Origin of the sequence: Solirubrobacter soli DSM 22325, assembly GCF_000423665.1 — a bacterium.
In the GTDB taxonomy this organism is placed as follows: Bacteria; Actinomycetota; Thermoleophilia; order Solirubrobacterales; family Solirubrobacteraceae; genus Solirubrobacter; species Solirubrobacter soli.
In genome coordinates, this window is record NZ_KE384069.1 from 492,545 (window position 1) to 505,995 (window position 13,451).

Consider the following 13,451-nt stretch of genomic DNA (forward strand, 5'->3'; position numbering starts at 1 on the left):
GCAAGCCTAACCCTCCGCAGCGGCGGGTTCTCATGGGGTGGTGGTCGAGAGGGTGAAGGTCAGCGTCTTCGAGTAGTTGCCCGTTCGCAGGGCCTCGTTGGCGCCGATGTGCTGCTTGAACGAGATGTTCACCGGGTCGTTGGAGACCGGAGCGGTCCAGGTGGACTTCGAGAACGCGACCTGGAGCGGGCTCGCGAGCGAGAACGCGCCATTGGTGAGCGTGCCCGGATCGGAGACGCTGAGCGTGGCGTCGCCGGCGGTGGACACCACGTTGGCGGTGGTGGACGCCGTGTAGTCGTGGTCGATGCCCGGCGTGAAGGCGCCGAAGCTCGCCGGCGCGCCGAGGGTCAGCGCGAGCGTTGCTCCGACGGAGCCGCCGACGCCGCCGTCCGCGGTCGTGGCCTGGTAGTCGCCGATCGCGTCATGCAGCGCGCCGGTGGCGTTCTTGACGGCGTTGACGTCGTCGATCGAGTAGATGCGCACGTCGACGAGCGCCTGCGCGGCGTCGCGGGCGGCGAGCACCTTCTGCCACGCGTCGGCCGCGTAGGTCTGCGGCACCAGCGTGTCCACGCGCGCGATCTCGTTGCGCATCGCCTCGCGCGCCGGAGCGCCGAGGAAGGCGAAGAACGAGTACTTCTCCGGGTTGCCCGTCAGCCCCGACCACAGGTGGGCGCCGTCGGTGCTGTTGAACGTGCTCGAGTCCGACGTGCCGTCCATGTCGAAGTACTTGACCTTGTCCTTGTAGGAGATCAAGAGGTCCATCCAGTCGGCCTCGAAGTCCGCCTGCTTCTTCATGATGTCCGGGCTGTTGGCCAGCGCGTCGTTGCGGCCTGTTCCCCAGGCGGGGATCCGGCGGACGGGGGAGTTGCAGACGTCGAACGTGTTGCCGTTGGCCGCGGAGCGGTTCGCCCACGAGCACGAGCCGTAGGTCGGCCACTGATGCGCCGGGTCGTTGCCGTCGGCGGCGGTCACCGGGCGCGAGGGCTGGGTCGGGTCGTAGTCGGGGTTGGGCTCGAAGTCTGAGCGCGTGTCGGCCTCGGAGATCGAGATCTCGTCGGCGACGGTGAGGCCGGCCTGGATCTGCGCCTTCAGTTGCGCGATCGACGGATACGCGTACGCCAGACGGCCCTGCATGCCGTAGCCGTCGATGTTGCCGGCGTCGTGGATCGGCTTGAGCATCTTGATGGTCTGGCTCATCTTCGGCTCGTACGGCTTGTCGGAGTCCTGGTAGTCGTTGTAGTAGAGCTTCCAGTGCACGCCGTCCGCGTTCTCCCACTTGCGCGCGGACTCGAACGCCTGCCGGACCCACGCGGACTCGGCGGCCAGCCGCGCGTCGGGGTTGCCGTCGAGGTCGGGGCGGCGGAAGATCCGGCCCCACTGGCTGACCTGCGGGGTGTCCGCGTTGCGGATCTGGCCGCTGTAGTCGTCCACGGCCTCGTTGACGACGTCCCAGGACACGATGATGTCGGAGTACTTGGCGTACTTGTCCGTCATCGCGTGGATGTAGTTGTCGAGCCGCTTGAGCATCGTCGCGGGGCTCGCCCAGTCCGGGTTGGCGGCGTCATAGGTGAAGCCGTTGCAGAAGAACCAGTTCGGCTGCTGGCCGCCGTGCCACGCGAACACGTGCCCGCGGACGACCTTCTTGGTCGCATCCGTCAGGTGGTTGGCCGCGTTGTAGGCCTCGATCTGCTGCAGGACCTGCTCGGCCTGGCCGTTGCCCGTCGTCGGCTGCAGGACGATCTGCTCGTTGGCGACCTCGATCGCGTCCGCCTTCTGCTGATCGGTCAGCGTCGTGTCGGCGTTGATCTGGGCGACCTTCGCGACGTACTGCTGCCGCGAGAGGCTGTTGGTGGCGCTCGTGCCGATCTGGCTGTCGAGCTTGAGCGCGTTCGGCAGGGCGTTGGAGCGGTAGTGGTACAGCGCTTGCTGGCTGTTCCAGTTGCCGAACGTGCCGATGGTGAAGTCGTTCTGGTAGGCCTGCCACAAGGACGGCAGCGAGTAATCGACGGCTGAAGCGCTGCCGACGCCGACCAACGGCGTCAGCGCAAGCGCGAGGACACTCGCCGCGCCGGCGAACCCGAGGCGCGGAGATTTCATGCGCCGCAACGTATGTCACGAATTGACGTAAGTCAATCGACGATTGCCGTCAAATCGACGCTGTTTTGTGAATTCTGTTCCAATTACCCGTTATGGATGAGTTGGTGGGCGCGAGTTAATGAGTTGCTTAGCGAAATCTCACCTGCCCGCAACCTTCGGGGTCCGGTCCGGTTAGGCAAATCAGAATGGTTCACAGAATCGCGTGTTCGGTCGCCCTTCTCTCGGGCGTCCTGGGGATCACCGCGGTCCTCGGGCTACAGCACCGCCTACGTCGCGAACCGCTTGAACGGCCCCGAGGCCGGGCGCGGTCGCCTGGTGGGCGCCGGCCAAGCGCAACCCGACGGGCCACATCGCCTACGTCGAGCGCGTCGTGGGCGACAAGGTGTTCATCACCGAGGCCGACCTGTACGCCTGGAACAAGGTCACATCGCGCACGCTGCCCGCCGACGGGCCGCAGCCGACGCTCTACATCCTCGGCGACTTCCCGCCGCCGGCCCCGATCCCGCCGACCTGGACGGGCGCCGCCACCCCGGCGGTCGTGCAGCGCCCCGACGGCGAGACCGTCGTCGTCGCGATCGCCCCCGACGGTTCGCTGAGCACCTACTCGAACACCGCCGGCACGCGTACGTGGATGGGCACGATCCTCGCCGGGGCCGGCAACGCGGGCTACGCCCCGTCCGCCGCGCTGCTCCCCGGTGGCGAACTGCGGATCGCGACGACCGGGTTCACCGGTTCCGTGCTGGTGCGGAGCCAGGCCGGCCCCGCGGCCGGTTGGACGGAGTCGCCGGTGACCGGGAAGAACGCGGGCCGGCATCGCGGGCCGGTGCTCGTCACGCGGGACTCCGGGAAGTCCGATGCGGCCGGACGGCGAGATCGACGTGGTTGCGATCGGCCCCGACGCGAAGCTGACGATGTACGCCGACACCGCCGACACCACGATCTGGGACGTGCTGCCGATCAAGCCGTGAAATCGGCCAAACGCTTGGTAGGAATCGAACGATGAGAGTCGACCTGCACCTCGTCTAGACTCCGACGACCATGCCGCGAACCAGCAAAGCCGCCGCAGCGCCGGCGAAGGCGCCGAAAAAGCGCGATCGCGAGGTGTTGGATGCGGCGGCGCGGGTGTTCTACGAGCGCGGGTACTCGGACGCCTCGGTGCAGGACGTCGCCGATGAGTTGGGGATCCTCAAGGGGAGCCTCTACCACTACATCGACACCAAGGAAGACCTGCTCTTCCGCCTGCTGCAGGAGACCCACGACGAGATCTATCTGATCCTCGAGGAGGTCGCGGCGCTCGAGGGACTGAACCCGATCGAGCGGCTGGAGATCTACATCCGCAAGCAGGTCGAGTACAACATCGACAACCTGCTGCGGGTCTCGGTCTACTACCACGACCTCGAGCGGTTGACCGAGGAGCGCCGGAAGGCGATCGTCGGCCGCCGGCGCGAGCACGAGACCTGGGTGATCGGGCTGATCGGAGAGGCGCAGGCCGCGGGCCTCGCCGACCCCGGGCTGGACCCCAAGATCGCCGCGCGCTGCATCTTCGCCACGATCATCTGGACCTACCGCTGGTTCCGCAAGGGACGCGACGGCCGCGAGAAGGTGGCGTCCACGTGCGCCGCGTTCGCATTGCGCGGCGTGATCGGCAACGCTAATCTACCAATCGACCGGTAGAAAATTTGCGCCGCAGCGGGCGCATGGCGAGGACGAGCGCCCGTGACTCGGACAACTGACAAGACAGCTCGACGCGCCGCACCCGCGGCGTCACGCGCGCGCCGCAAGCGCGACGAGGAAGTCGTCGCCGCCGCGGCGAAGGTGTTCTACGAGCGCGGCTACTCCGCCGCCACCGTGCAGGACATCGCCGACGAGCTCGGGATCCTCAAGGGCAGCCTCTACCACTACATCAAGACCAAGGAAGACCTGCTCTTCCGGATCTTCGAGGAGGTCCACAAGGAGGTCGAGGCGATCCTCGAGGACGTGCTCGCGGTGGAGGGCCTGAGCCCGCTGGAGCGGATCGAGCTCTACGTGCGCCGGATCGTCGTGCACAACCTCAACGACCTGATCCGGATCTCGATCTACTACCACGAGCTCGACCGGTTGAGCGAGGAGCGCCGGCGGGCCGTGGTCGCGTGGCGCAAGCGTCACGACCGCTTCATGCGCGACCTGATCCGCGACGCGCAGGAGGCCGGCCTGGCCGACGCGTCGGTCGATTCCGGGATGCTCGCCAACTGCGTGTTCGCCACCGTCATCTGGCCGTACCGCTGGTTCCACGCGGGCTCCAAGGACACGCCCGAGAGCATCGCCGACACCTGCACGGCGTTCGTCAGCCGCGGTGTCAAGGGCGGCTTCGCGCTCACGTAGTCAGCAGGTAGATCGCGGCGAGCGTGCGCCACGGGCGGAACTGCTCGCCGAGCGCGTCCGTCTCGCGCAGCGTCGGCGGGGGGACGAGCGCCCAGACCTTGCCCACCGCGCGGCGCAACGCCAGGTCCGCGGCGGGCCAGACGTCCTGCCTGCGGAGCGTCAGCAGCAGCACGCCGTCGGCCGTGAACCGGCCCACGCCTTTGATCTGCGTGAGCTCGGCGCGGGCGGCGTCGTCGTCGAGCGCCCGCAGCCGCTCGAGGTCGAGGCGGCCGTCGGCGAGGCGGGCGGCGAGGTCGCGCAGGTAGACGATCTTGGCGCGCGAGAGTCCGACCGCGCGCAGCGTGTCGTCGTCCAGCGTCAGCAGTTGTGCCGGAGTGGGGAGGAGGCCGTCGTGCAGCGCCTCGAGCCGGCCGCGGATCGCGCCCGCGGCCGCGAGCGAGATCTGCTGGCCGATGACCTGGGTCACGAGCGCGCTCCACAGATCCGACGACGACCAGCCATCGAAGAACGCGTCGGGATCGAGCTCCGGGCGGGCGTCCACCAGCGCCGCCATGCGCGGGTCCGCGGCCCGCAGCGCCGCCCTTCCGGGCATCCATCTGTCCATCCGTGATTGATACACGTTGGCGTGACTAACAAACGCTTGGTAGATTTCTCGGCGTGACCACTCTTCCCGCCGGGTCGTTCACGATCACGGCCGCCGACCAGGAGCAGCTCGTCGCGGCGCTCGGCACCGGTGCGTGGCCGGAGCCGCATCCGATCTGGGCGTACATCGCGACCCAGCGCGGGATCGGGATCAGCGTCGCCGAGCTGTGCGCGCTGGCCGACTTCGACGTGAACGAAGGGCCGATGCTGGGGTCGGTCGAGCTGGCGTTCTCGGCTCCGCTGGAGCTCGACGTCTCGTACACGGTGACCGGCGAGGTCGTCGGCCTCGAGCGCAAGCACGGCCGCAAGGCCGGCACGTTCGACGTGCTGACGTTCCGCGAGCGGCTGGTCGCGCCGAACGGTGCCGAGGTCGCCTCGACCACGAACACCTTCATCCTGCCGAGGCGGGACGCATGAACCTCGGCCCGCTGGTCATCGAGTCCGTCAGTGCCGAGCGGATGAAGACGCTCGCGGTCGTGCTCGACGACCCGAACCCGATCCACCTCGAAGGGCCGCGTCCCGTCAACCAGGGCCCGGCGAACCTGGCGTGGGTGCTCGACATGCTGCGCGAGGCGCTGCCCGGCGCGCAGGTGCTCCGCGTCGACGTCCGCTTCCTCGCCAACGTCCTCGCCCGCGACCGCGTGATCGCCGCCGGCCGCGTGGAGTCCGTCCAGGACGGCCGGGCGACCTGCTCCATCTGGCTCGACGTCGACGGCGGCACGCGTGTCGTCGACGGCACCGCCACGCTGATCCTTCCCCCCGACCGAGGAGAGACCTGAGATGCCTTCCGGACCCTTCGCCCACGTCTGCCTGCTGGTCAAGGACCTCGATCAGGCGATCGACGACTGGACCAAGATCCTCCGCGCCCTCGACCCGGGCCAGCTGGAGAAGCGGATCGTCCGCTACGACGACTTCGAGGGCGGCGACGACCAGATGCGCTGGGCGACGTTCGTCTCCGACCACGGCGCCGAGATCCAGCTGATGCAGCCCGCGCCGGACACGCCGTTGGGGCGCCGGCTGGAGAAGCGCGGCGAGCACGTGCACCACCTCTGCTTCACCACCGACGACCCGGGCGCGGTCGCCCGCCGCCTGGCCGAGGAGGGCTTGAAGACGCTGCCCGAGGAGAACCAGGACCCCAGCATGCCCTGGCAGAAGTGGACCTGGGTCATGCCCGAGAGCACCCACGGGACGCTGGTCGAGGTCGCGCGGCCATACAAGGCCGTCGACGGCACCTGGCAGAACGGCTCAGACGACTAGCGCGGCGCCGATCGCCTTCAGCCAGGCGCGGTCGCCGATCAGCTCGCGGCACGTCGATCCCGCCGCCCACTGCTCCGTGCGCAACAGCGTGCGGTGGAACGGCAGCAGGGTCGCCAGGCCCTCGATCTCGTACTCGTCGAGGGCGCGCAGCATCCGTGCCGTCGCCGACGCGCGGTCGACGTCCCAGACGATCAGCTTGGCCAGCATCGGGTCGTAGTAGGGGGAGACGACGGTGCCGGCCTCCACGCCGGAGTCGACGCGCACGAACGGGCCGCCCGGCTCGCGGTACGCGCCGATCGTGCCCGGGCCGGGCGCGAAGTTCTTGGCCGCGTTCTCGGCGTTGATGCGGCACTCGATCGCGTGGCCGCGCAGGACGACCTCGTGTTGCGCGACCGAGAGCGGAAGGCCGGCGGCGACGCGGATCTGCTCGCGCACGATGTCGATCCCCGTGACCGCCTCCGTGACGCAGTGCTCGACCTGCACGCGGGTGTTCATCTCGAGGAAGAAGTACTCGCCGCTGTCGGAGAGGAGGCCTTCGATCGTGCCGGCGCCGCGGTAGCCGACCGCCCGCGCGGCGTCGGTGGCGATGGTGCCGATCCGCTCGCGCAGCTCGGGGTCGACGGCGGGCGCGGGCGATTCCTCGATCAGCTTCTGGTGGCGGCGCTGGATCGAGCAGTCGCGCTCGCCGAGATGGATGACGTTGTTCTCGCCGTCGGCGAGGATCTGGACCTCGACGTGGCGCGGGTCCGGCAGGTAGCGCTCGAGGTAGACGGTGGCGTCGCCGAAGAACCGCTCGCCCTCGCCCGCCGCGCCCGTGAACGCCTTCTCGAGCTGCTCCGGCGACTGTGCGACGCGAAAGCCCTTGCCGCCCCCGCCGCCCGCGGCCTTGACCGCGATCGGGTAGCCGATCTCGAGCGCCGCTCGTTCGGCGGCTTCGAGCGTCGGGACGGGCTCCGTCGTCCCAGGGACGATGGGCACGCCGGCGGTGCGCATCAGCTCCCGGGCGCGGGTCTTGGACCCCATCGCCTCGATCGCCGACGCCGGCGGCCCGACGAAGACCAGGCCGGCGTCCGCGCAGGCCTGCGCGAAGGTCGCGGACTCGGCGAGGAAGCCGTAGCCGGGGTGGATCGCCTCCGCGCCGCTCTCCAGCGCGATCTCGATGATCCGGTCGCCGCGCAGGTAGCTCTCGGCCGCGGGCGCGGGGCCGAGCAGGTGCGCCTCTGACGCGCGGCGGACGTGCAGCGCGTCCGCGTCGGCCTCGGAGTAGACGGCGACGCCCGCGATCCCCAGCTCGTCCAGCGTGCGCAGCACCCGGATCGCGATCTCGCCGCGATTGGCGACCAGGACCTTCTCAAACATGCACGGCCTCCGTGAGTCGCCGTTGCGCCCGCACGTCCAGCAGCCCATCGGGCGTCAGGCAGATGCCGGGCAGCGCGGGCAGGGTCAGGAACATCGATCTGTACGTAAAGGGCGGCGGCATGGCGGGAAGACCGGCCACGCGCTCGAAGTCGTCGAGCGCGTGGGCGAGCTCAGGCACCGGCCGCGGCGAGAGGTGCCCGAAGGTCGGCAGGGCGACCTCCGCGCCCGGGCAGACGAGCCCGCCACCGAGCGCGACGACCCGCCGGTAGGCCACGGCGAGCGCCTCGGGGTCGCGTCCGATGAGCAGCACGTCCATCGTCGCGGTGACGGACGTGGCGACGGCCCGCACGTCGAGGTCGCGCGTGGTCGTGCCGGTGAGGCGCGTGCCGTCGCGCGCGACGAGGGCGACGTAGGTCGGCGCGACGCCGCTCGCGCCGGCCGCGTCGCCCGCGCGGCCCGCGCCGGCCGCGTCGCCCGCGCCGCTCGCGCCGCCCGCGCCGCTCGCGCCGCCCGCGCGGCTCGCCCCGGCTGCGTCGCCAGCGCCGCTCGCGCCGGCCGCGCCGCTCGCGCCGGCCACGCCGCTCGCGCCGGCCGCGCCGCCGGCCCCGGCAGCGCCGGCCGCGCCGCCTTCGAGGCGCGCGATCACGCCGCCCATGCGCAGCGGTGGCGCGCCCTCGCAGACTCGGACGAGCGTCTCGGCGTCGAGCGGCGCCTCGGCGAACGGGACCGTCATCGCGGCCCAGTCGATCGGGTCCTCGCGCGACTCGCCGACCCAGGCGCCGTCGCACATCACGCGCGTCGGCGCGAACGCCTCGAGCGAGTCCACCACCAGCAGATCCGCGCAGCGGCCCGGCGCGATCGAGCCAACATGCGCGTCCAGGCCGAGGTAGGTGGCCGCGTGCAGCGTCGCCATCCGCACCGCGTCGACCGGCGGGACGCCGCCTTCGATCACCTTGCGGACGACGGTGTCGACGTGGCCGCCCACCAGCGTCTGCGGCGTGGCGCCGTCGGCGGTCAGCATCAGCCGGTCGACCGGGAGGCCGCGTGCGACGATCGCGCGGCCGAGCTCGGGCCCGTCGGCGCGCAGCGAGGAGTGGCGGACCATCGCCCAGATCCCCGCCTCGACCCGCGCCGCGAGCTCGTCGCCGTCGATCGCCTCGTGGTCGGAGGTGACGCCCAGGGCGGCGACGCGGGCGAGCGTCCGCGGTGACGCGCCCGGGAGGTGACCGTCGACGCCGAGACCCAGGTCCGCGGCCTCGCTGACGAACGTCGCCACCCGCGGGTCCGTGCCTTCGAGCAACGCCCGCCACGCGGTCGTCTCGCCCGTGCTCGCCACGCCCGGCCGCTCTAGCAACCGTCGCAACCGTGAAAGCGGCAGCCGCGAGTCGTCGGACGCGCCCCCGCTGTCGCGCGTCGGCCGCAGCCCCCAGAGGACCTTCATCGGCAGCGCCTCGAGCGCGTCCATCACCCGCGCCAGCGCGTCGTCGTCGAGGAACGCGGCGAGTAGATAGGCGTCCAGCACGACGGTCGTCGTCCCGTGGCGCACCGCCTCGTGGGCGAACTGGATCGGCGTGCAGGTGATGTCGCCGTGCGCGTGCGGGTCGATCAGACCGGGGACGATGATCGCCCCGCCGAGGTCGTAGGACGCCAGCGCCTCGCCCTCGCCCACCCACGCGATCCGCCCGCCGGCGATCCCCACGTCCGCCGGCACGAGCCGGCGTGTGAAGACGTTCAGCACGCGACCATTCACGAGCGCCAGGTCGGCCGGCCCGGTCCCGGCGAGCCGCCGCCGCTGGTCAGGTGAAAGACGGAGGCGAGCCGGGAGCCGCACGCCGCGAGCCTACCAAACAGTTGATTGGTGGCGTATGATCCGGGGCATGGGAGAGCTGCTTCGAGGAAAGGGTCCGGACCTCGGTCGCTTCGGCGCTCGCTTCGAGCAGCCGGAGCGCACGATGCTGCACGTCCTGCGGGCGCAGGCGCAGGAGCGCCCCGACAAGCCGTGGCTGGTCTTCGACGACGCTGAGCCGCTGACGTTCGGCGCCGCCCAGCGAATCGTCAACCGGGTCGCCCACGCGGTCGAGGCCGACGTCGGGCGCGGCGCGCACGTCGGTCTGTTCCTGCGCAACCAGGTCGAGTTCTTCCCGGCGTTCTATGGCGCCCAGACGGCCGGCGGCGTCGCCGTGCCGCTCAACGCCGACGCCCGCGGCGTGCTGCTCGAGCGGGTGATCGTCAAGTCCGAGGTCCGCGCGCTCGTCGCCCGCGCCGACCTCATCCCGCAGTTGGAGGCGCTGGACTCCCTCGGCGCCGTCGAGTTGCTCGTCGTCGCCGGCGAAGGTGACGCGCCGCCTTCGCTGCATGGCGCACGTGTGGTGCGCTGGGACGACTGGCTCCAGGGTCGCTCCGAACAGGACGCCGAGCGTCTCCCCGACAGCAGCCAGATGGCGCTGATCCAGTTCACCAGCGGCACCACGGGCAACGCCAAGGGCGTCGTCTACCCGCACCACTTCCTCTACCTCTACAGCGCGCTCGTCACCGACGGCCAGGACCACACGCCCGACGACGTCCTCACGACGCCGCTGCCGCTCTTCCACGTCGCCGCGCTGCACATCGTCTCCAACTCCGCGCTGCACGCCGGCTGCACGGCCGTCCTGCGCCCGAAGTTCTCCGCGACGACGTTCTGGCAGGAGATCGCCGACTGCGGCGCGACGTTCGCGATCCTGCTCGGCCCGCTCGCCGCGATCCTGATGAAGAACCCGGCCGAGCCGCCCGAGCACAAGCTCGAGAAGCTGTTCTGCCTCCCGTTCCCGCCCGACGGCAAGGAGTTCGAGCGCCGCTTCAAGGTCCGGATCCTCTGGCAGGGCTACGGGATGACCGAGGTCTACCCGCACCCGATGCAGAGCGAGATGATCCCGGACGTCGGGTACGACACCGTCGGCCACGCGGTCGCGTGGATGGAGTACGGCGCCGTCGACGAGCTCGACCGGCTCCTCCCGCCCGGCCAGCTCGGCCAACTCGTCTACCGCCCGCGGATGACCGACGCGATGGCCCGCGGCTACTTCAAGGAGCCCGAGGCGACCGTCGAGGCGTTCCGCAACTTCATGTTCCACACCGGCGACGTCGGATTCGTGGACGAGGAAGGCCACGTGCACTTCGCGGGGCGCCTGCAGGACCGGATCCGGCGCCGCGGGGAGAACATCTCCGCCGCCGAGCTGGAGTCGATCGCCATGGGACACCCCGAGGTCGCCGAGGCGGCGGCCGTCGGCGTGCCGGGGGAGTTCGGCGAGCACGAGGTCAAGCTCGACGTCGCGCCCACGACCGAAGACTTCGACGTTCCCGCCTACCACGCGTGGCTGGCCGAGCGGCTGCCGCGCTTCATGGTCCCGATGTACATCGAACTGCACGAGGAGCTGCCGAAGAGCTCGAGCGCGAAGATCCAGAAGCACAAGCTCGCCGAGGGCGGCGCCGACCGCCCGGGCGTGCACGTCTTCGACCCGCGCGCGGTCAGCGCCGGTCCACGAACGCCTTGACGCGGGCGCGGGTGTCGGGGTCGGCCTGCAGGAACGCGGTCGCCTCGATCGACTCGGCGATCGCCGACGGCGCGGCCCGGTTGATGAAGCGCTTGGCGATCCGCAGGCCCATGGGCGGGTGCGCGGCGATCCGTGCCGCCAGCGCCAGCGCGTCCTCGAGCAAGGTGTCGGCCGGCGAGACATGCTGAACCAGCCCGATCTCCAGCGCCTTGGCCGCGTCGACCTCGTCACCCGAGAGCGCCAGCCAGTGGGTCCACGCGCGCCCCATCACCTCCGGCCCGCGCACGAGCCCGTAGCCCGGCATCAGCCCGAGCGTGATCTCCTTGAACGCGAACCGCGCCCGCTCGGACGCGAAGGCGATGTCGCACGCCAGGGTGATCTCCGTCCCGCCGCCGAACGCGAGCCCGTTGACCGCGGCGATCGCGACGGTCTCCGCCCGCTCGATCGCCAGGAACCCCTCGAGCGCCATCTTGACCTGGCGGCGGTAGTCGAGCATGCCGTTCAGCGCATGGAAGTCGGTGATGTCGCCGCCCGCCGAGAACGCCTTGCCCGCGCCGGTGAGGACCATCGCGCGCACGTCCGGGTCCTCGTCGAGCTCCCGCATCACCTCCGGCAGCTCACGGAAGAACGCGTGGTTCATCGCGTTGAGCTTGTCCGGCCGGTTGATGGTCACGAGCGCCGTGCCGTCGCCGCGCCGCGCGATCTCGAATGTGTCCATGAATCCTATTTTGCCAACCAACCGGTTGGCTGGTAAGTTTGAACCCATGAGGGCTGTCCTCGATGCCTACTTCGCCGGCATCAACAGCGAACGCTACGCCGATGTCGCCGCGCTGTTCGCCCCGGAGGGCGTGCTCGTCGCGCCCGGGGTCAAGCCCCGCACCGGGCCGGCGCAGATCGCCGCCTACTTCGACATGGTCCTGGCCCGCTACCCGGTCCACCACGACCGGCCGACGCGCACGATGATCGACGGCGCGACCGCCACGGTCGAGATCGACTTCACCGGCGAGCTCGCCACCGGCGCCCCGTTGACCTTCGAGGCCGTCGACGTCTTCGACCTCGACCCCGACGGCAAGATCACCAAGCTCGTCACCTGGTACGACTCGCACCTCGTCCGCGCCCGCCTCACCGACGCCGAGGCGCAGACCGACGGCAGCGCGCGGACCCGCGCCGCCCTGCGCGAGGTGCGCAGGGGCGATGCCGTCGAGCTGAGCGGGATCTGGAAACGCGCCCCGGCCGGCCCGCTCGCCGCACGCGCGACCACCGAGGACCCGAAGCCCGGAGACGTGCTGCTCGTCCACGGCGATGCGGATCTGTCCGAGCTCGACGGCCTCGCCGCCGTCGTCGCCACCGGCACGCTGACCGGCACCGCCGACTTCCCGCACGGGGACGGCTGGGACCTCGCCGGAGCGACCCGCGGCCTGTTCGTCTCGATCGGCGCCGGCGCGGCGCTCTGGTCATGATCACCTCGGAGATCCGCGACGGCGTCGCCTGGCTGAAGCTCGACCGGCCGGAGAAGCTGAACGCGATGCCGCGCAGCTTCTACAACGAGCTGCGCGCGACGGCCGCCGAGCTCGAGGCCGACGAGAGCGTGAGGGTCGTCGTCATCCACGGCGCGGGGAAGTGCTTCAGCGTCGGCGGGGACATCGAGGACTTCGGCAACATCCCGGAGGGCGTCGCCGCGCGCCGCGCGTACATGCGCGAGGCGCTGAACGGCTTCCGGGCCTGGGATGAGCTCCCCAAGCCGGTGATCGCTGCGGTGCATGGCCATGCCCTCGGCGGCGGGTGCGAGTTGACGATGGTGTGCGACATCGTCGTCGCCGACGAGACGGCGCGCTTCGGTACGCCGGAGGCGGGCGTCGGCCTCGTACCCGGGCCGGGCATGGTGCGCGGGCTGGCGCACGTGAACCTGCACTGGATGAAGTACATGGTGCTCACGGGCCTGCCGCTGAGCGCCGAGGAGGCCCGGCTCGCGGGGCTGGTCAACATCGTCGTCGGCGAGGGCGAGCATCTGGCCGAGGCCGAGCGCCTGGCGGGGATCATCGCGCTGCGGTCGCCGCTCGCGACCTCGGTCGGCAAGGGCATCCTCGGCAAAGGCGCATGGGAGACGCAGTCGCAGGTCGCCGAGTCGATCGCGCTGCTGCAGGTCGGCGAGGAATTCGCCGAGGGGATCGCCGCGTTCAAGGAGCGGCGGGCGCCCGAGTTCTGACC

General features: G+C 70.7%; 14 protein-coding genes. 9 read left to right on the top strand and 5 right to left on the bottom strand.

Features of this window, described 5'->3' with window-relative positions; translation table 11 throughout:
* Positions 1–30: 30 nt before the first annotated feature.
* A complete protein-coding gene (locus G569_RS0131805; protein WP_028066415.1) occupies positions 31–2,097 on the bottom strand; it encodes an endo-1,4-beta-xylanase in 2,067 nt (688 codons plus the stop codon).
* A 370-nt stretch (positions 2,098–2,467) separates the two neighbouring features.
* On the opposite strand from G569_RS0131805, the gene G569_RS0131810 reads away from it, so the two are divergent.
* From G569_RS0131810 to G569_RS53235, 3 genes are read left to right on the top strand one after another with little or no spacing between them, the layout of a single operon-like run.
* Positions 2,468–3,100 (top strand): PLL family lectin, encoded by a 633-nt coding sequence (locus G569_RS0131810; protein ID WP_028066416.1) that lies wholly within the window; start codon positions 2,468–2,470, stop codon positions 3,098–3,100.
* A gap of 35 nt (positions 3,101–3,135) precedes the next feature.
* Entirely contained in the window at positions 3,136–3,771 is a 636-nt protein-coding gene (locus G569_RS0131815) for a TetR/AcrR family transcriptional regulator (protein ID WP_084285864.1), read from the top strand.
* Between the two features lie 42 nt (positions 3,772–3,813).
* Positions 3,814–4,458 (top strand): TetR/AcrR family transcriptional regulator, encoded by a 645-nt coding sequence (locus tag G569_RS53235; protein WP_169542288.1) that lies wholly within the window; start codon positions 3,814–3,816, stop codon positions 4,456–4,458.
* On the opposite strand, the gene G569_RS0131825 is transcribed toward G569_RS53235, so the two are convergent.
* A complete protein-coding gene (locus G569_RS0131825; RefSeq protein WP_028066418.1) occupies positions 4,451–5,062 on the bottom strand; it encodes a DNA-3-methyladenine glycosylase family protein in 612 nt (203 codons plus the stop codon). The two genes, G569_RS53235 and G569_RS0131825, sit on opposite strands and share 8 nt — an antisense overlap.
* Before the next feature lie 53 nt (positions 5,063–5,115).
* On the opposite strand from G569_RS0131825, the gene G569_RS53240 reads away from it, so the two are divergent.
* From G569_RS53240 to G569_RS53245, 3 genes are read left to right on the top strand one after another with little or no spacing between them, the layout of a single operon-like run.
* A complete protein-coding gene (locus G569_RS53240) occupies positions 5,116–5,517 on the top strand; it encodes a hypothetical protein (RefSeq protein WP_053227268.1) in 402 nt (133 codons plus the stop codon).
* The gene (locus tag G569_RS0131835) at positions 5,514–5,879 is read left to right on the top strand and encodes a MaoC family dehydratase (RefSeq protein WP_028066419.1); all 366 of its coding nucleotides are present in this window, start codon (positions 5,514–5,516) and stop codon (positions 5,877–5,879) included. The genes G569_RS53240 and G569_RS0131835 overlap by 4 nt, the downstream gene beginning before the upstream one ends.
* 1 nt (position 5,880) lies before the next feature.
* Entirely contained in the window at positions 5,881–6,357 is a 477-nt protein-coding gene (locus G569_RS53245; RefSeq protein WP_053227269.1) for a VOC family protein, read from the top strand.
* Here G569_RS53245 and G569_RS53250 read toward each other — a convergent pair.
* Together G569_RS53250 and G569_RS59420 are read right to left on the bottom strand one after the other, a co-directional pair.
* Positions 6,346–7,716, bottom strand: coding sequence for an acetyl-CoA carboxylase biotin carboxylase subunit (locus G569_RS53250; RefSeq protein ID WP_037500421.1), 1,371 nt, complete (start codon positions 7,714–7,716; stop codon positions 6,346–6,348). The two genes, G569_RS53245 and G569_RS53250, sit on opposite strands and share 12 nt — an antisense overlap.
* On the bottom strand, positions 7,709–9,547 hold the full coding sequence (locus G569_RS59420; protein ID WP_084285868.1) for an amidohydrolase family protein: 1,839 nt from the start codon (positions 9,545–9,547) through the stop codon (positions 7,709–7,711). The genes G569_RS53250 and G569_RS59420 overlap by 8 nt, the downstream gene beginning before the upstream one ends.
* A 46-nt stretch (positions 9,548–9,593) precedes the next feature.
* On the opposite strand from G569_RS59420, the gene G569_RS0131855 reads away from it, so the two are divergent.
* Positions 9,594–11,243, top strand: coding sequence for a class I adenylate-forming enzyme family protein (locus tag G569_RS0131855; protein WP_028066421.1), 1,650 nt, complete (start codon positions 9,594–9,596; stop codon positions 11,241–11,243).
* Here the strand turns inward: G569_RS0131855 and G569_RS0131860 are convergent.
* The gene (locus G569_RS0131860; protein WP_053227270.1) at positions 11,218–11,961 is read right to left on the bottom strand and encodes an enoyl-CoA hydratase/isomerase family protein; all 744 of its coding nucleotides are present in this window, start codon (positions 11,959–11,961) and stop codon (positions 11,218–11,220) included. The genes G569_RS0131855 and G569_RS0131860 overlap by 26 nt on opposite strands.
* A 46-nt stretch (positions 11,962–12,007) precedes the next feature.
* On the opposite strand from G569_RS0131860, the gene G569_RS0131865 reads away from it, so the two are divergent.
* Positions 12,008–12,703, top strand: coding sequence for a nuclear transport factor 2 family protein (locus G569_RS0131865; protein WP_028066423.1), 696 nt, complete (start codon positions 12,008–12,010; stop codon positions 12,701–12,703).
* Positions 12,700–13,449: an enoyl-CoA hydratase/isomerase family protein gene (locus G569_RS53260; protein ID WP_053227271.1), complete on the top strand. Its 750-nt coding sequence runs from the start codon at positions 12,700–12,702 to the stop codon at positions 13,447–13,449. Before G569_RS0131865 ends, G569_RS53260 begins: the two co-directional genes overlap by 4 nt.
* Positions 13,450–13,451: the final 2 nt, after the last annotated feature.

Coding starts and splice junctions, on each gene's coding strand:
- G569_RS0131805 (WP_028066415.1), bottom strand. CDS start 2,097: ATGAAATCTCCGCGCCTCGGGTTCGCCGGCGCGGCGAGTGTCCTCGCG.
- G569_RS0131815 (WP_084285864.1), top strand. CDS start 3,136: ATGCCGCGAACCAGCAAAGCCGCCGCAGCGCCGGCGAAGGCGCCGAAA.
- G569_RS0131825 (WP_028066418.1), bottom strand. CDS start 5,062: ATGGACAGATGGATGCCCGGAAGGGCGGCGCTGCGGGCCGCGGACCCG.
- G569_RS0131835 (WP_028066419.1), top strand. CDS start 5,514: ATGAACCTCGGCCCGCTGGTCATCGAGTCCGTCAGTGCCGAGCGGATG.
- G569_RS53245 (WP_053227269.1), top strand. CDS start 5,881: ATGCCTTCCGGACCCTTCGCCCACGTCTGCCTGCTGGTCAAGGACCTC.
- G569_RS53250 (WP_037500421.1), bottom strand. CDS start 7,716: ATGTTTGAGAAGGTCCTGGTCGCCAATCGCGGCGAGATCGCGATCCGG.
- G569_RS0131855 (WP_028066421.1), top strand. CDS start 9,594: ATGGGAGAGCTGCTTCGAGGAAAGGGTCCGGACCTCGGTCGCTTCGGC.
- G569_RS0131860 (WP_053227270.1), bottom strand. CDS start 11,961: ATGGACACATTCGAGATCGCGCGGCGCGGCGACGGCACGGCGCTCGTG.
- G569_RS0131865 (WP_028066423.1), top strand. CDS start 12,008: ATGAGGGCTGTCCTCGATGCCTACTTCGCCGGCATCAACAGCGAACGC.
- G569_RS53260 (WP_053227271.1), top strand. CDS start 12,700: ATGATCACCTCGGAGATCCGCGACGGCGTCGCCTGGCTGAAGCTCGAC.